General features: G+C 62.2%; 16 protein-coding genes. 5 read left to right on the top strand and 11 right to left on the bottom strand.

What is annotated here, in order from left to right; all coding sequences use genetic code 11:
* The first annotated feature begins 128 nt into the window (after positions 1-128).
* From RlegSU303_RS19210 to RlegSU303_RS19200, 3 genes are all read left to right on the top strand, one after another.
* Complete coding sequence (locus RlegSU303_RS19210; protein WP_017962028.1) at positions 129-929, top strand: inositol monophosphatase family protein; 801 nt, start codon at positions 129-131, stop codon at positions 927-929.
* 112 nt (positions 930-1,041) lie between these two features.
* Entirely contained in the window at positions 1,042-2,148 is a 1,107-nt protein-coding gene (locus RlegSU303_RS19205; RefSeq protein ID WP_017962027.1) for a MotA/TolQ/ExbB proton channel family protein, read from the top strand.
* 3 nt (positions 2,149-2,151) lie between these two features.
* Positions 2,152-3,183: a peptidoglycan -binding protein gene (locus tag RlegSU303_RS19200; RefSeq protein ID WP_017962026.1), complete on the top strand. Its 1,032-nt coding sequence runs from the start codon at positions 2,152-2,154 to the stop codon at positions 3,181-3,183.
* A 104-nt stretch (positions 3,184-3,287) separates the two neighbouring features.
* On the opposite strand, the gene RlegSU303_RS19195 is transcribed toward RlegSU303_RS19200, so the two are convergent.
* The 5 genes from RlegSU303_RS19195 to RlegSU303_RS19175 all read right to left on the bottom strand — a co-directional run bounded on the left by RlegSU303_RS19195 (position 3,288) and on the right by RlegSU303_RS19175 (position 8,555).
* Entirely contained in the window at positions 3,288-4,532 is a 1,245-nt protein-coding gene (locus RlegSU303_RS19195) for an RNA polymerase sigma factor (RefSeq protein ID WP_131718846.1), read from the bottom strand.
* Between the two features lie 7 nt (positions 4,533-4,539).
* Complete coding sequence (locus tag RlegSU303_RS19190; protein WP_026158866.1) at positions 4,540-4,878, bottom strand: YciI family protein; 339 nt, start codon at positions 4,876-4,878, stop codon at positions 4,540-4,542.
* 267 nt (positions 4,879-5,145) lie between these two features.
* Positions 5,146-5,334: a YegP family protein gene (locus RlegSU303_RS19185; protein ID WP_003542808.1), complete on the bottom strand. Its 189-nt coding sequence runs from the start codon at positions 5,332-5,334 to the stop codon at positions 5,146-5,148.
* A gap of 283 nt (positions 5,335-5,617) precedes the next feature.
* Positions 5,618-6,610 (bottom strand): Bug family tripartite tricarboxylate transporter substrate binding protein, encoded by a 993-nt coding sequence (locus tag RlegSU303_RS19180; protein WP_017962023.1) that lies wholly within the window; start codon positions 6,608-6,610, stop codon positions 5,618-5,620.
* A 142-nt stretch (positions 6,611-6,752) separates the two neighbouring features.
* A complete protein-coding gene (locus RlegSU303_RS19175) occupies positions 6,753-8,555 on the bottom strand; it encodes an ABC transporter transmembrane domain-containing protein (RefSeq protein WP_231283287.1) in 1,803 nt (600 codons plus the stop codon).
* Positions 8,556-8,747: 192 nt separating this feature from the next.
* Here RlegSU303_RS19175 and rpmE point away from each other — a divergent pair, with 192 nt between their 5' ends.
* A complete protein-coding gene (gene rpmE, locus RlegSU303_RS19170; RefSeq protein WP_003542805.1) occupies positions 8,748-8,969 on the top strand; it encodes a 50S ribosomal protein L31 in 222 nt (73 codons plus the stop codon).
* A gap of 190 nt (positions 8,970-9,159) precedes the next feature.
* Here the strand turns inward: rpmE and rcdA are convergent, their stop codons facing one another.
* The 3 genes from rcdA to RlegSU303_RS19155 form a co-directional block, all read right to left on the bottom strand.
* Complete coding sequence (gene rcdA / locus RlegSU303_RS19165) at positions 9,160-9,675, bottom strand: protease adaptor protein RcdA (RefSeq protein ID WP_003542804.1); 516 nt, start codon at positions 9,673-9,675, stop codon at positions 9,160-9,162.
* A 392-nt stretch (positions 9,676-10,067) separates the two neighbouring features.
* Positions 10,068-10,259 carry a DUF1192 domain-containing protein gene (locus RlegSU303_RS19160; RefSeq protein ID WP_003542803.1) on the bottom strand — a complete coding sequence of 64 codons (192 nt, stop codon included), beginning with the start codon at positions 10,257-10,259 and terminating at the stop codon, positions 10,068-10,070.
* A gap of 21 nt (positions 10,260-10,280) precedes the next feature.
* Complete coding sequence (locus RlegSU303_RS19155) at positions 10,281-11,579, bottom strand: MFS transporter (RefSeq protein WP_222402193.1); 1,299 nt, start codon at positions 11,577-11,579, stop codon at positions 10,281-10,283.
* Between the two features lie 172 nt (positions 11,580-11,751).
* Between RlegSU303_RS19155 and RlegSU303_RS19150 the strand changes: the two genes are divergently transcribed.
* Positions 11,752-11,916, top strand: coding sequence for a hypothetical protein (locus tag RlegSU303_RS19150; protein ID WP_003542801.1), 165 nt, complete (start codon positions 11,752-11,754; stop codon positions 11,914-11,916).
* 45 nt (positions 11,917-11,961) lie between these two features.
* Here the strand turns inward: RlegSU303_RS19150 and RlegSU303_RS19145 are convergent, their stop codons facing one another.
* From RlegSU303_RS19145 to RlegSU303_RS19135, 3 genes are all read right to left on the bottom strand, one after another.
* A complete protein-coding gene (locus tag RlegSU303_RS19145) occupies positions 11,962-12,885 on the bottom strand; it encodes a PhzF family phenazine biosynthesis protein (RefSeq protein ID WP_222402194.1) in 924 nt (307 codons plus the stop codon).
* Positions 12,886-13,042: 157 nt separating this feature from the next.
* A complete protein-coding gene (locus RlegSU303_RS19140) occupies positions 13,043-14,068 on the bottom strand; it encodes a class I fructose-bisphosphate aldolase (RefSeq protein ID WP_017962019.1) in 1,026 nt (341 codons plus the stop codon).
* Between the two features lie 225 nt (positions 14,069-14,293).
* Positions 14,294-15,496: a phosphoglycerate kinase gene (locus RlegSU303_RS19135; protein ID WP_172426325.1), complete on the bottom strand. Its 1,203-nt coding sequence runs from the start codon at positions 15,494-15,496 to the stop codon at positions 14,294-14,296.
* Positions 15,497-15,538 lie beyond the last annotated feature (42 nt).

The following is a 15,538-nucleotide window of genomic DNA, read 5'->3' as shown; positions in this document are numbered from 1 at the left end:
AAATTTCCCTGATTTTGTGGTCTTGAGGCCGCCAATCTTTGCAGCGCTGCCTGTCATGCATGTTCAGGGACACTTCCCGCCCCTGGCAGCGCGCGCGCCCCGTATCAGTCCCAAGGAAAAATGCGCCGATGGCCCGTTCAGCTCTTCTCAATGTCATGGTTCAGGCTGCCCTCAAGGCAGGAAAGTCGCTGGGACGTGATTTCGGCGAAGTGCAGAACCTGCAGGTTTCCGTGAAGGGACCGGGCGATTTCGTTTCCACCGCCGACCGCAAGGCCGAAAAGATCGTCAGGGAAGAGCTACTCAAGGCGCGTCCGACCTATGGCTTCCTCGGCGAGGAAAGCGAGGAAATCAAGGGCACCGACGGCGCGCATCGCTGGATCGTCGACCCGCTCGACGGCACGACGAACTTTTTGCACGGCATCCCAGCCTTCGCTGTCTCGATCGCGCTCGAACGCAATGGCGAGATCGTTGCCGCCGTCGTCTTCAATCCGGCGACCGACGAACTCTATACCGCCGAGCGTGGCGGCGGCGCCTTTCTCAACGACCGGCGCCTGCGCGTCGCTGCGCGCCGGGCGCTGTCGGATTGCGTCATCGGCTGTGGCGTGCCGGCGCTTGGCAAGCGCAATCACGGCAAGTTCCTGGTCGAGCTTCGCCACGTGATGGGCGAAGTGGCGGGCATCCGGCGCCTGGGCTCGCCGACCCTCGATCTTGCCTATGTCGCGGCCGGGCGTTTCGACGGTTTCTGGGAGGTGGAGCTTGCGCCGTGGGACATGGCGGCCGGCATTCTGCTCATCCGCGAAGCCGGCGGTTTCGCCACCGACTGGGATGGTGGCGCAACGATGCTGGAGAGCGGCACAATCGTCGCCGGCAATGAGATTATCCACAAGGCGCTGATCGAAGTCGTCAAGCGGCCGGTTCCCGCCAAGTGACCGAACGAAAATCTGGCTGTTGTAAAGTCACGGTTTTCTCCCCGGCATACTTCAATTCGGCACAATGTTGTTCTAGTCTCCGCCAGCAGGGAATCCGGAGGCTGCGTAACCTATGGAAAATGTGAATGTGGCGGAGATCGGCTCCACCGAAAAGACGGCGGGCATTTATGCCAACAGGCTTTCGAGCCCCATGCCCTTCCTCTGGACGATGCTGCTTTTCCTCGTCATCGTCGGTTTTATCGCCGCCATCCTCTTCCGGCAGACGCAAACCGCCTTCATGCACAATCCGGGCCTCAACGGCCTGATCGTCGGCGTTCTCGCGGTCGGAATCATCCTTGTTTTCAACCACGTACTGGCGCTTCGCCCCGAGGTGCGCTGGTTTAATTCGTTCCGCGCCGCCGGCAGCGTCGACAAGGTCAACCGCAATCCGCGGCTGCTTGCGCCGATGCGGGCGCTGCTCGGCAGCCGCAAGTCCGCAGTGTCGCTGTCGACGACGGCGCTGCGCTCGATCCTCGATTCGATTGCCAGCCGCCTCGACGAATCGCGCGACGTTTCACGCTACCTGATCGGCCTCTTGGTCTTCCTCGGCCTGCTCGGCACCTTCTGGGGCCTCATCGGCACGATCGGTTCGATCAGCATTGTCATCCAGTCGCTCGATGCCGGCTCGAACGGCACCGGGGACGTGCTCTCGGCGCTAAAGGAAGGGCTTTCCACGCCGCTTTCGGGCATGGGCCAGGCCTTCTCCTCCTCGCTGCTCGGCCTTTCCGGTTCGCTCATTCTCGGCTTCCTCGACCTGCAGGCTGGCCGCGCGCAAAACCGCTTCTATATGGAGCTGGAAAACTGGCTCTCCTCGGTCACGGATGTCGGCTCCGATCATCTTGCCCCGGCTCTCGACGCCGTTTCCGGCGCTTCGTCGGACGACATGCGCGCGCTCTCCGATTATCTGCGCAAGGTCTCTGAAGAGGGTGGTGCCGGCAGCCAGCGCTCCGTCGCCGCCATGGCAAGCCTTGCCGAAGGCATTCAGGGCCTCGTCAAGAACATGCGCAACGAGCAGCAGATGCTGCGCGACTGGATCGAGGCGCAGCAGGACGAGGCCAAGGCGATGCGTCGCACGCTCGACCGGCTTGCCGAACGCATCGGCGTGCAGGAGCGCGGCGGCGAGAGGGGCGAGCGCTTGCGCGACCGCGCCAGCCAGGCAGAAAAGAGCGAGGGCAAGTAAGCCATGGCTCTTGCCCGCAACCGGCGCCGCGAACGCTCGGTGGATTACTGGCCGGGTTTTGTCGACGCGCTGTCGACGCTGCTCATTTCCATCATGTTCCTGCTGACGGTCTTTGTCGTCGGGCAATTCATCCTCAGCCGCGAGATTAGCGGACGCGATGAGGTGCTCAATCGTCTCAACAGTCAGATCAACGAGCTGACGCAGCTTCTTGCGCTTGAAAAGGGCAGCAATCAGGATCTCCAGGATTCGGTCGCCAATCTGCAGGCCTCGCTTGCCAGCGCCGAAGGTGACCGGTCGCGGCTGCAGGCGCTGCTGAATGCCGGTTCGGGCGGTCAGGATGCGGCGCAAAAGCGGATCGGCTCGATGACGCAGGAGCTCGACGAGCAGAAGCAGGTGAGCGAGCGGGCGCTCAGCCAGGTCGAATTGCTGAACCAGCAGATCGCAGCGCTTCGCAGCCAGATTGCCGCCGTCGAAGCAGCCCTTCAGGCCTCGGAGGAGAAAGACCGGGTCTCGCAGACCAAGATCGCTGACCTTGGCAGCCGCCTCAACGTGGCGCTCGCCGCGCGCGTGCAGGAGTTGAACCGCTACCGTTCCGACTTCTTCGGCCGGTTGCGCGAGATCCTTTCGGACCGCGAGAATATCCGCATCGTCGGCGATCGGTTCGTCTTCCAGTCGGAAGTGCTGTTTCCCTCGGGCGGCGCCGATCTCAACCCGGAGGGGCAGACCGAGATGGCGAAGCTTGCTAGCGCCCTTCTCGATCTCGCCAAGGAAATTCCGCCCGAGATCAACTGGGTGCTGCGCGTCGATGGCCATACCGACAATGTGCCGCTTGGCGGAACGGGCCGCTATCGCGACAATTGGGAACTCTCCTCGGCGCGCGCGATTTCGGTCGTCAAGTTCCTGATCGCACAGGGCGTGCCGGCCGACCGGCTGGTTGCCGCCGGCTTCGGCGAATTCCAGCCGATCGCACCGGGCGATACGCCGGATGCGCGCTCTACCAACCGCCGCATCGAGCTGAAGCTGACCGAGAAGTGATTACAGCGCCGCGCGTCTTTCGGACGTGCAAAGGACGCTGTAACACTCTGAATTGCTGCATAATTGCTTAAATCGGCTCCGATTTAAGCAATTATGCAGTGGCCTCATATCGCCTGCCGCGCGTCCTTTAGCCGGCCGGTGAGAAAATCGCGCACGGCGGGGCTGTCGCTGAGGCCGATCGCTGTCATATAGGCATCGGCTGCCGCGGTATCATCGCCGGCCTGGGTCAGGAGAAAGGCACGCACCGCCCAGTAGGGCTGGTAGCTTGCGATGTCGCACGGATCGAGCTTGTCGAGCTGCTCCAGGCCGGCAGCGGCGCTCAAGGCCCTGCCGATCACCGCAGCCTGGCTGACACGCGCACCCAGCATCGGCTTCATCATCACCAGCGCCGCATAGAGTGTCATCAGCGCCTGCCAGTCGGTCGTTCCCGACAGCCGGCGCGCTGCATGCACGGATTGGATCGCCGCTTGGCACTGGAAGGGGCCGAAACGGTCGAAGCCGCCGGCCTTGCGCAGCAGTGCATCCGCCTCGGCAATCATGATCGCGTTCCACGCGGCCGCGTCCTGCTCATCCAGCGGCACATATCGGCCGTGATCGTCACGCCGGGCGCTGCGGCGGGCTTCGCAGTGGAGCATCAGCGATAGCAGGCCGATCGCTTCCGGTTCGTCCGGCAGCACCGTCAGAAGCGCACGGCCGAGCCAGATCGCCTCGCCGGCGAGCGAATGGCGTTCGTTCTCCCCATCAAGACCGTCCCAGCCGAGACCGTAAGCCGCGTAGATCGCCGAAAGCACCGCGGCGAGCCGCCCGGGCAAGGCGGGGCGAGGCGGGACGGCGAAGGGAATGCCGGCATCGCGGATCTTCACCTTGGCCCGCACCAGCCGCTGGCTCATCGCCTCCGGTGAGACGACGAACGATCGGGCGATGGTCTTTGCCTCGATGCCGAGAACGGTCTGCAGCATCAGCGCCGTATGCACGAAGCTGTCGATGGCGGGATGAGTGCAGGCGAAGAGCAGCTTCAGCCGCTCATCGGGAAAGACGGCACTGCCGGCCTCGTTCATGCGTTCTTCCGCCTCCTCGAAGGCGACCGATATCGTTGTTTGCGCATTGGCCTCGACGATGCGGTGGCGGGCCGCCTGCATGAGGTTGCGGCGGGCAGCCACCAGCAGCCAGCCTTCCGGATTGCCGGGAATGCCGCGCTCCGGCCAGACGCGAAGCGCCGAAGCCAGCGCTTCCGACAATGCATCTTCTGCCGCCGGCACGTCGCGCGAGCGGGCGGCGAGAAAGGCGATCAGTTTGCCGTAGGACTGACGCGCCACCTTTTCGGCAGCGCGTCCGGCATCGGGCGGCATGACCACCTCACATCTGCAGGCGCGGGCGCACCTCGACCGAACCCTTGTCGGAGATCGGAACCCGGGTTGCCCATTCGAGCGCGGTGTCCATGTCGGGGACGTCGATCAGATAGAAGCCGCCGAGCTGTTCCTTGCCGTCCGGATAGGGGCCGTCCTGCACATCGTGGTCCTCGCCTTTGCGGCGCACGATCGTGCCGGTTTCCGGGCCCGTCAGCCCGGCGCCGCCAGTCATGATCCCTGCCTGGGCGAGCGCCTGGCTGTAGGCGACCCAGCCGTTGCGATAGGTGGGATCGCCACGGCGAGCGAAGTCCTCGGGGGCTTCGCGAATGATGAGAGCATATTGCATGGAAAACTCCTGATCTCGTTGTTGCGTTGATCCGGGCGTGCCGATAGCGGGGATCGAGATCCCGAAAACCGTAAAGCCCGGCGGAGCGGCATGGCCGTTCCGAAACAATGAGGCGCGGCCACCGGTCGTTTCGACATGGTTTTCAAAAAAATATGCGTAAAAGAAAAATGGCGCCGAAAATCGCAAGCGGGCCGGGCTCAAGGGCGCCGGCGCTGCTCAAGGGCGCGAAAGGGCAGGGCGGCAATCACGCCGCCGCTGCCGGTCTGCTCAGGACTCGGCCTTCGTCTGATCGACGATCTCGGCGCTTGGCGTGTTCTTCTTGATGGATTCGATGGCACTCATGGCGGACGCCTTCGCCTTGTAGCCCTCGGAGGAGAACATGGCTTCCCCGTTCGATGCTTTGAAGCGGAAGCGGAACTCCCCGCCCTTATCCTTATAGACTTCGAATTTATACATAGATGTCTCCCGAAATCCCAAAACGCTGAATTGCAACCATCAGCTTAGCGGAGGCTAGATCAAAATGGCGAGCTTTTCCACTGCCTTAATCAGGATTGGGTTGCTTAGCGTCCAATCACCGTTTCCATTGGGCGCAAGCGAATGAGGGCGCCGGCGCCTATGCCCCGAGAACAGGATGATTTCAGGCCGGGTCGGCCTAAAATCCGAATCCTGTTCTCAATTGAAGAGTAGAGCATGATGTCATCCGAAAACTGCTCACGCTTTTCGGCATCGTGCTTTGGCATCACTCCATCTGGATATTTGCGCCCTTGACGACCGGTCCCCATTTGGCGAGTTCGGCCTTCACATGGGCGGCGAGTTCCTCCGGCGTCGAGCCGACGATGGTGGCGCTGAATTCTTTCATCCGTTCCGCGACGGCGGGGTCGGCGAGCGCCTTTTTAGCCGAGGCGTTGAGGCGCGTCACGACCTCGCTCGGCGTCTTGGCCGGGGCGAAAAGCGCGTTCCAGGTGTAGGTCTCGTAACCTGGAATGCCTGACTCGGCGACGGTCGGCACGTCGGGGAAGGAGGGCGCGCGCTCGGCCGTGGTCACCGCCAGCGCCCGCAGAGTGCCGGCCTTGATGTGGCTCGACGAGGAGGGCAGGTTGTCGAACATGATCGGCACCTGGTTGCCGATGACGTCGTTCAATGCCGGACCGGCGCCCTTATAGGGGATGTGCTGCATGCTGACGCCAGCCATGGACTTGAAGAGTTCGCCGGAAAGATGCAACGGCGTGCCGTTGCCCGACGAAGCGTAGCTGTATTTGTCGGGCTCGGCCTTCAGCAGGGCGACCAGCTCCTGCACGGTCTTTGCCGGCAGTTCCGGGTTGACGACCAGCACATTCGGCACGACGACGAGCAGCGAGATCGGTGCGAAATCCTTTTCGGCGTCATATGGCGTCGACTTCAGGATCAGCGGATTGAGGGCGTGGGTCGCGACCGTGCCCATCAGGATGGTGTAGCCGTCCGGTTCGGCGCGGGCGACGTTACCGGCGCCGAGATTGCCGCCGGCGCCGGCGACGTTCTGGACGATCACCTGTTGGCCGAGATCCTCCGACATCTTCTGCGCGACGATGCGGGCGACGACATCGGTCGAGCCGCCGGCCGCGAAGGGCACGACCATGGTGATCGCGCGATCGGGAAAATCTGCAGCGGTGGCAGAGGCGCCGACGGCAATGGCCGCAAGCATACCGAAACCGAGCGCAAGGCCCGCACGTCGCGTCATATCGGAAAGCGCCATTCCTATCTCCTCCCAAGGATTTCAGCAGCAATATCCCCACCCGGGGAATGAAGAGCTTAGGGCAGGACGCGCGAAAGACAACCGCAGAGAAGCGCGGCGGGTTCAAACTTTAGTCGCTGTTGGCGGGAGAAGTGCGCGCCCGCTATTTCGCGGCAGCGAGCACATCCTCGTTGGCGGCGTCGAACTGCAGCCGCGCCAGCCGCGCATAGATGCCGCCGTGGCGGATCAGGCTCTGATGCGTGCCCTCTTCGACAACCCGGCCCTGATCTATGACGAGAATGCGGTCGGCTTTCAGCACCGTTGCCAGGCGATGGGCGATGACGAGCGTCGTGCGGCCGTCCACCAGACCGTCAAGCGCCTTCTGCACCAGCGCCTCGCTTTCGGCGTCAAGCGCGGAGGTTGCCTCGTCAAGCAGCAGCACGGGCGCGTTCTTCAGGATGGCGCGGGCAATGGCGATGCGTTGGCGCTGGCCGCCGGAGAGCGTGATGCCGCGTTCGCCGACTTCGGTCTCATAACCCTGGTCCAGCCGGGCGATGAATTCGTCGGCCTGCGCGGCAAGAGCTGCAGCGCGGACCTCGTCACGCGAGGCGCCGGGACGGCCGAAGGCGATGTTGTCATGGATCGAGGCGGCAAAGATGGTGACGTCCTGCGGCACGATGGCGATGCGCTGGCGCAGCTCATTAGGCGTTGTCAGCTGCGCGTCGACACCGTCGATCTTCACGCTGCCCTGCTGCGGATCGTAGAAGCGCAGCAGCAGCGAGAATACGGTGCTCTTGCCGGCACCGGAAGGGCCGACGATGGCGACGGTCTCACCTGGCGTGATCGCGAAGCTTAAGCCATGCAGCGCCGATTTGCCGGGGCGCGAGGGATAGGCAAAGTGCACGCCGGAAAATTCGACACGGCCACGGCTGGGCGACGGAAACGGCTCAGGGCTGGCGGGGGCTGCGATCGGCGAGACCTCGTCGAGAAGCTCGGTCAGCCGGTCTGCGGCACCGGCTGCCTGCGAGAGTTCGCCCCAGACTTCCGACAGCGCACCCAGCGAACCGGCGGAGATGACGGCATAGAGCAGGAACTGGCCGAGCGTGCCGGCCGAAAGCGTGCCGGCAAGCACGCTGTGGGCACCGACCCAGAGCACGGCGACGACGCTGCCGAAGATCAGCGTGATGGCGATTCCCGTCAGCAGTGCGCGCGAGCGGATGGCGGCGCGGGCGGCCTCATAGGCAGATTCGACGGCGGTGCCGTAGCGCGTCGCTGCGGCATCCTCGCCGTTAAAGGCCTGGACTGTGCGGGTTGCGCCAATCGTCTCGTTGGCGAAGGCGGAGGCATGGGCCAGCGTATCCTGGGCGGCGCGCGAGCGCTTGCGCACCGAGCGGCCGAAGGCGACGAGCGGGAAGACGATCAACGGGATCGCTCCGATAACGAGGCTCGAAAGCTTCGGCGAGGTGACGATCATCATGCCCATGGCGCCGATACAGAGGATGAAGTTCCTGAGCGCTACCGAGGCGGTGGCGCCGACGGCGGACTTGATCTGCGTCGTATCGGCGGTCAGCCGCGAGACGATCTCCCCGGATTGGTTGACGTCGAAGAAGGAGGGTGACAGCCTGGTCACATGGGAAAAGACGTCGCGGCGAAGATCGGCGACGATGCGCTCGCCGATGGTGATGACGAAATAATAGCGCAGTGCGCTGGCGACCGCGAGCACGATGGCCATGACCATCAGCATGGCGAAGTAGCTGTTGATGAAGCGGCCGTCGGACTGGGTGAAACCGTGATCAATCATGCGACGCACGGCGAGCGGCAGCGCCAGCGAGGTGATGGCGGCAAGCGCCAGCGACATCAGCGCACCGGCCACCAGGCCGCGATAACGCATGACGTAGGGCGTCAGCCTGCCGAGCGATCGCAGTGATCGCGTCTTGTTTTCCTCAGCCCGTGCCTGCTCTGCCAAATCGTCTCCGATCGCCCGCAGGACCCGCGCAATGCGGCCTGTTGGCTCTTGTTATCTAGGCGTCCTTCATGTATAGGCACTGCATCCTAATGGGAAGCCGTAGCCATCCGACTGCGGCTTCATTTATTCAATCGGTTCGTTGGCCGCAACTGCATGCGGCAAATTGAACTCCGGTATCGCAGGAAGATTGTTATGAAGGCAGGCATCCATCCCGAATATCACATGATCAAGGTGGTCATGACCGATGGCACTGAGTACGAAACCCGCTCGACCTGGGGTTCGGAAGGCGCTGTCATGAACCTCGAAATCGATTCCAAGTCGCATCCGGCCTGGACCGGCGGCAACCAGCAGCTCATGGACCGCGGTGGCCGCGTCTCCAAGTTCAACAAGCGTTTCGGCGGCCTCGGCCTCTAATCGCTCCTGCTCGACGGAATTCGAAGAGAGCCCGGTTTCGCCGGGCTTTTTTGCGTTTGCAACGGCTTACTGTGCTGCGCGTCTTTTCAGACGCGCAAAGGACGCTGTAGGGATGCCGGCGTTCAGCGGCAAACAAAAAACCGGCCGCGCAAGACGCAGCCGGTTTGTATTCGAATTCTTGCAGGTCCGGTCAGTTGTTGCCGAAGGCAGTCTGCAGCAGGGAAAGCTGGGCCTGGACGCTGTTCTGATTATCGTGAACGATCACCGCTTCGGACGGGCGGTAGATCTCGCGGTCGAGCAGGGCAATGCGGTTTTGCAGACGCAGCGAGCGTTCGACGAGGTCGCGGAAGGATTCCGGCAGGTCGCCCCAGCCGGGTGCGGCGCGGTCGACGTTGAAGCCGTCGAGGCGAACCTTGTTCTTTTCAGCCAGCACCTGATCGCGAGACATTTCGCCATTGTTGACGGCGCGCTGCAACAGCAGCCAGGAGGCCATCTGCATCAGGCGGGTGGTGAGGCGCATCGATTCCGCCGCGTAGAGAACCGAGGCCATCCGCGGCAGAACCTTGGAGGCGGCGCGGCCCTGACCGTCGAGATAAGCGGCAGTCTCTTCGACCAGCGACATGCCTTCCGCATAAAGTGCCTTGAACTGCGAGGATGCAGCGGCGCGGCCTGCAAAACTGATCGTGTTCAATCCAACTTCCGACATCGCAATAGTCCCTGTTCGCACGCAGCTACATATAGTCAGGTAACGCCGGCACCGACGGAAAAGTTTCCAGGCCCGGTCTTTATGACTTTAAGATGGTATCATTAGCCCAAATGCGCAAGCCGTTTCTTAAGAAAGGGTTAATCTCCACAGTTTCGTGGAAGTGTGCCGGCCATAGGAAAAAGAAGAGCCGCAAACGCGGCTCTCAAGGTAAAACAGGGAGAAAAATCAGACCAATTCACCGCTTGGAAAACTGTCTGAGATCCAGAGGAAATCCGGATGAATACAGTAATACCTTATAAAGCTTAATATTTTATTAACATTGTGCCGGATTAAGACTTGAGGCGGGCTATTTTATCCGCCTATAGCCTTGTTTTTCGGGGGTTTTTATCCGATCACGAGCGGAAGAAGCTTTCCGCCGCCTGCCGCCCGGAGGCTTTGCGGGCGGCCTCGGCCTCGAGACGGGCGATCTCCGTCTTCAGCAATTCCACCCGCGCCTTCAATTCGTCGACCGAAAGCATGGAGAGATCGGCGCCAATCTCATGGGCGACTTTCTTCTGCGGCCGGTCATCATCGATGAAGCTCATGGTTCGTCCTCCGTTCGCTGCCTAACCAAACTTTACAGCAGGATCGTCGCTTTCGGGAGACTTTGCGGTTTCGGGAGGTTTGCCGGCGCCGCGATCAGCAAGCGACATGCTTTGCGGTGTCAGGATCGCCGAGGTGCCGGTCGGGATCGTCGTGTAGGCGTCGCGGTCGCTGGCGGGGACCGCGGCGCGGATGCGGCTCCTGATGATGGCATAAACGGTGATCAGCACATGGGCGATGGCGGTGACGAGGAAAAGCGCATGTGGCGTGATCGCCGACATGACGGGACCGCTGAGCGTCGGGCCGATCACCGTGCCGATGCCATAGAGCAGCAGCAGGCCGCCGGAGACCTTGACGAAATCCTCTGACGCCGCGAAGTCGTTCGCGTGGGCGACGGCGATCGGATAGAGCGTATTTGCCACGGCGCCGTAAAGGACGACGAGCCCGATCAGCAAAGCGGGGGACGTCGGGTGGAGCAGGAAGATCAGCAGGCCGGCAAGGGCGGCGATCCCCGACATGGCAGCGAGCACGTAACGCCGGTCGATGCGATCGGAAAGCCGGCCGGCCGGCAGCTGCATCACCGCCCCGGCGAAGATGGTGGCGCTCATCATGACGGCGATGCTGGTGTCGGACAGGCCGGCGCCGGCGCCGAAGACGGCGCCGAGCGTGCCGTAGGCACCGTTGGCGATACCGACGAGCAGAATGCCGAGGCAGGAGACCGGCGAATTGCGATAGAGCGCCGGCAGATCGAGGCGCACCGCCTTCAGCGGCTGCGGCGAAGCGGCGGTCGACAGCGTCGTCGGCAGCATGGCGATGCAATAGAAGATGCCGCAGATCATGAACAGCACCGGTGTGCGCACATCCTCGAGCGGGATCATCATCTGGCCGCCGACGACGCCGATGAGTGTGATGCCAATATAGAGCGAGAAAATCGCGCCGCGGCTCTCGTTGCTGGCGCGCTCATTCAGCCAGCTTTCGATGATCATCGACGTGCCGGCGGTGGAGAAGCCGGTGACGGCGCGCAGGACCACCCACCAGATCGGATCGATGATGATGCCGCTGACCAGCGCAATGATGGCGATGATCGAGATGAAGCCGGAAAAGGCACGCACATGGCCGACGCGGCGCACGATCTTCGGCGCAACCAGGCAGCCGACGACGAAGCCCCCGGCCCATGAGGTGCCGAGCAGGCCAAGCGTCGTCGTTCCGTAGCCTTCGAGATTGCCGCGCACCGGAAGCAGGATGCCCTGCAGGCCGTTGCCCATGAAAAGGAAGAGCGTGCCAAAGAGCAGCGCGGCGACGGACAGCAGATTTCTCTTCATTTCCCCAGACTCGGTCTTAGCGATTTGCAATGACATAAGGCAGGACCTGCGTCAGCCCAGCCTCAAGATGATTGATTGTGCCCCGGAATGTCTTTACGGCGTGTCGAGATCCTCTTGTTCGCGCGGAAAAATGTCCGTCCTGTGACATTCCGAAAAACGGAAAAAATAAAGCATGACAAAGCTGATAGCCTTGCTGCTCATCCTTGCCATGGCGATACAGGTGATCAAGCCGCTCGGGCTTCCCGGCCTCAGGCGGCGAATGGATTTCTGGAAGCTCGCGCTGATCGCTTTCGCCGTCTGGGCAGTGGCTCTGCTTTCGCGCGATTTCCTGATGTAGCCCCGGACTAAGTCTAACGCAGGGGTACGGTCCGAACTGCGACCGTCAGTCTTGCAAGCTAATTTCTCCGCGCATGACGGAAACGCAGCCTCCCGAGATGACGACATCGGTGACGATGCCGTCGGATTTCACGACATCAAGGGTGATGACGCTGCGGCGGCCCATTTCGACGCCCTGTTCAATGGTGATGCGGGCGTTCATATGGGCCTCCGGCGCAAGCGAGACGAGATAGGCACCAAGCGCCGCTGACGCGCTGCCCGTTGCCGGATCTTCGGGCACGTTGTCGAGGGGCGCGAACATGCGGGCGCGAATATTCCACGGATTTTCGGCTGTCCTCACATAGAGGAAGAGCGAGAAGTCGTGGCCGCTCGTCGCCTGACGGCCAGCAGCTGCCTGGAACCCGGCAAGGTTTGGGCGGACGGCGGCCAGCGCCTCGAGCCCATTCACCTCTGCAACGGCGAAATTCAGGCCGACGGATGCAAAGACCGGGGCATGGGTGGTGCTGACGATGACACCGGGGTCGAGCGAGACGCAGCCGGCGATGGTTTCCGCGGCGATGGTGTCGCCGATCGTCAGCGGCTGCGGCGCGCGGATGGCGGCAGCAGCAACCTTTCCGCCGCTGCGTTTCAGGCTGACTTCGACGATGCCGGCCTTTTCTTCGAAACGCAGCGTATCGCCGACCGGCTTGCCGAAAATCTCCGCCTGCTGGCCGAGCACATAGGCGGTGCCGACGTTCGGATGGCCGGCAAAGGGTATTTCCATCGTCGGGGTGAAGATGCGCACGCGGGCGGAATTTTGCGGGTCTTCCGGCGGCAGGACGAAGGTGACTTCGGAATAATTGAACTCGGTGGCGATCTTTTGCATCGCCGCATCGCTCAGATCGCGCGCATCGGAGATGATGGCAAGCGGATTGCCCTCGAAGCGGGTGGAGGTGAAGACATCGACGGTGACGTAGGAGAGGGTGTTCATGGCGGCTCCTGTTGTGACAGGGCGCTATGAGTAATCACGGTTTTTCGCGGAACGAAGCGGTTTCTTGTCGCCGTGACAATGAGAGGGAAGGAAACGGCAGAGAGGGCAGGAAGCTGCGTTCGCCGCTCCCTGCCCATTAGTTCAAAGCTCCAAAAACTCAGGCGGCCTTTTCCAGGTCTTTCTTCCAGTTGCCCTTGGCGGCAAGGCTGTTCATCTCGGCGCGGTGGGTGAATTCGCGCTGGCCGGCAGCGACGTTTTCCTGCTTGCCGTTCCAGGCCCTGAGCGCGCTGTCCTGCAGGGCGCGGCCGTAGGAGAAGGTGACGAACCAGGGCAGGTCGCCGCTGGCATTGATCGCCGAAAGATGGGCTGTCGCTTCTTCGGTCGTCTGGCCGCCGGAAAGGAAGGCGATGCCGGGAACGGCAGGAGGTACGGTCGCCTTCAGCACCTTGACGGTGCGTTCGGCAACTTCCGCGACCGAGGCCTTGCGGGCGTTCTTGCCGTCGATCACCATGTTCGGCTTGAGGATCATGCCTTCGAGGTTGACGCGGGCATCGGCCAGTTCCTCGAAAACGATGCGCAGCGTGGACTCGGTCACTTCGGCGCAGCGGTCGATATTGTGGTCGCCCGGTTTGCCGTCCATCAGGCATTCCGGCTCGACGATCGGAACGATCCCGGCTTCCTGGCAAAGTGCGGCATAACGAGCAAGCGCCTGAGCGTTGGCGCGGACGGAACCGCGGGTCGGCAAGATTGACGAGATGGCGATGACGCCGCGCCACTTGGCGAAGCGGGCGCCGGCTTCATAATATCTGGCGAGGCGCTCGCCGAGGCCGTCGAGGCCTTCGGTGATGGTTTCAGCGGGATATTTGGCCATCGGCTTGGCGCCGGTATCGACCTTGATACCGGGGATGGCGCCGGCTGCGCGGATGATATCGACGAAGGGCGTGCCGTCCGCGGCCTTTTGGAACAACGTCTCTTCGAAGAGGATGACGCCGGAGATATATTTCTTCATCGCCTCGTCGGAGCGGAAGAGCATCTCCCGGTAGTCCCGCCGGCTCGTTTCGGTCGATTCGAGGTTGATCGTGTCGAAACGCTTCTTGATGGTGGAGGTCGATTCATCGGCGGCGAGCAGCCCCCGGCCGCCCGCAACCATCTGCACTGCAATGTCTTCCAGTCGTTCGCTCATTTCGTTCTCTCCACAACAATAAACATCGGCACTTGAGGAATATAGAACGCGGATAACAGAAGTTGATAGCGAGGAAAATGGAAGGCTAAGTCATTGAAACGATTGAATCCAATTCAATCGTTTGAAAATTTGGGATTTTTTTCATCATCTGAGCAAAAGACCGCGGAAGCTGTTTTTCTTCCACGGTCTATCCGCATGTAAAATCTGCGAAATCAGTCTGGGTAGTTATTTAGCAGCGTTGAGGACGGCGACGCCGGGAAGCTCTTTGCCTTCCATCCATTCGAGGAAGGCGCCGCCGGCGGTCGAGACATAGGTGAAATCGTCGGCAACGCCGGCATGGTTGAGCGCCGAGACGGTATCGCCGCCGCCGGCAACGGAGGTGAGCTTGCCGGCTATGGTGCGCCCAGCGGCGTATTTCGCGGCAGCGACCGTTGCAGCATCGAAGGGCTCGATCTCGAAGGCGCCGAGCGGGCCGTTCCAGACCAGGGTTGCGGCGCGCTCGATCCAGGCATTGATGGCCTCAACGGATTTCGGGCCGACATCGAGCACCATGGCATCGGCAGGAATGGCGTTGATATCGACCGTCTCATTGGCGGCGCCCGCCTTGAACTCGCGAGCGATCACGCCATCCTCGGGCAGGATAATGGCGCAGCCGGCGGTGGCGGCCTCGATCATGATTTGCTTGGCGGTCTCGGCGAGATCATGTTCGCAGAGCGACTTGCCGACATTGGTGCCGCGGGCGGCGATGAAGGTATTGGCCATGCCGCCGCCGATGACGAGCGCATCGACCTTCTTCACGAGGTTCATCAACAGGTCGATCTTGGTGGAGACCTTGGCGCCGCCGACGATCGCAACGACAGGGCGAGCGGGATCACCGAGGCCCTTTTCCAACGCTTCCAGCTCGGCCTGCATGGTGCGGCCGGCATAGGCCGGCAGGTGGTGGGCAAGGCCCTCGGTCGAGGCATGGGCGCGGTGGGCGGCCGAGAAAGCGTCGTTGACATAGATGTCGCCGTTGGCGGCAAGCGCCTTGGTGAAATCGGGGTCGTTGTTTTCCTCGCCCTTGTGGAAGCGGGTGTTTTCCAGAAGCAGGATATCGCCGTCATTCATCGCGGCAACGGCGGAGGCGGCGGCTTCGCCGATGCAGTCGGAGGCCGTCAGCACGGCATGATCAAGCACTTCCTCGACGGAAGGGGCGATCAACGACAGCGACAGCTCCGGCGAAGGGCCATCCTTCGGCCGGCCAAAATGGGCGAGCAGGATCACCTTGGCACCCTTTTCGGACAATTCGAGGATCGTCGGCGCCACACGCTCGATGCGCGTCACATCGCTGACCTTGCCGTCTTTCACCGGGACGTTGAGGTCGACGCGGACGAGAACGCGCTTGCCGCGGATGTCGGAAAGATCGTCGAGGGTCTTGAAAGAAGGCATGGGGAGGATCCTGTCGTGGTTGGCGAAAGTTGCGCCGAACAT

The organism is Rhizobium sp. SU303, assembly GCF_021052345.1.
GTDB lineage: Bacteria > Pseudomonadota > Alphaproteobacteria > Rhizobiales > Rhizobiaceae > Rhizobium > Rhizobium laguerreae.
This window is presented reverse-complemented; position numbering and strand designations above follow the sequence as displayed.

Bases quoted from the DNA above. Each gene is read 5' to 3' on its own strand.
- RlegSU303_RS19140 (WP_017962019.1), bottom strand. From the start codon at position 14,068: ATGAGCGAACGACTGGAAGACATTGCAGTGCAGATGGTTGCGGGCGGC.
- RlegSU303_RS19195 (WP_131718846.1), bottom strand. From the start codon at position 4,532: ATGCCGCCCGATGCCGGACGCGCTGCCGAAAAGGTGGCGCGTCAGTCC.
- rcdA (WP_003542804.1), bottom strand. From the start codon at position 9,675: ATGTCGGAAGTTGGATTGAACACGATCAGTTTTGCAGGCCGCGCCGCT.
- RlegSU303_RS19155 (WP_222402193.1), bottom strand. From the start codon at position 11,579: ATGAAGAGAAATCTGCTGTCCGTCGCCGCGCTGCTCTTTGGCACGCTC.
- RlegSU303_RS19205 (WP_017962027.1), top strand. From the start codon at position 1,042: ATGGAAAATGTGAATGTGGCGGAGATCGGCTCCACCGAAAAGACGGCG.
- RlegSU303_RS19210 (WP_017962028.1), top strand. From the start codon at position 129: ATGGCCCGTTCAGCTCTTCTCAATGTCATGGTTCAGGCTGCCCTCAAG.
- RlegSU303_RS19185 (WP_003542808.1), bottom strand. From the start codon at position 5,334: ATGTATAAATTCGAAGTCTATAAGGATAAGGGCGGGGAGTTCCGCTTC.
- RlegSU303_RS19190 (WP_026158866.1), bottom strand. From the start codon at position 4,878: ATGCAATATGCTCTCATCATTCGCGAAGCCCCCGAGGACTTCGCTCGC.
- RlegSU303_RS19145 (WP_222402194.1), bottom strand. From the start codon at position 12,885: ATGAACACCCTCTCCTACGTCACCGTCGATGTCTTCACCTCCACCCGC.
- RlegSU303_RS19160 (WP_003542803.1), bottom strand. From the start codon at position 10,259: ATGAGCTTCATCGATGATGACCGGCCGCAGAAGAAAGTCGCCCATGAG.
- RlegSU303_RS19150 (WP_003542801.1), top strand. From the start codon at position 11,752: ATGACAAAGCTGATAGCCTTGCTGCTCATCCTTGCCATGGCGATACAG.
- rpmE (WP_003542805.1), top strand. From the start codon at position 8,748: ATGAAGGCAGGCATCCATCCCGAATATCACATGATCAAGGTGGTCATG.
- RlegSU303_RS19200 (WP_017962026.1), top strand. From the start codon at position 2,152: ATGGCTCTTGCCCGCAACCGGCGCCGCGAACGCTCGGTGGATTACTGG.
- RlegSU303_RS19135 (WP_172426325.1), bottom strand. From the start codon at position 15,496: ATGCCTTCTTTCAAGACCCTCGACGATCTTTCCGACATCCGCGGCAAG.
- RlegSU303_RS19180 (WP_017962023.1), bottom strand. From the start codon at position 6,610: ATGGCGCTTTCCGATATGACGCGACGTGCGGGCCTTGCGCTCGGTTTC.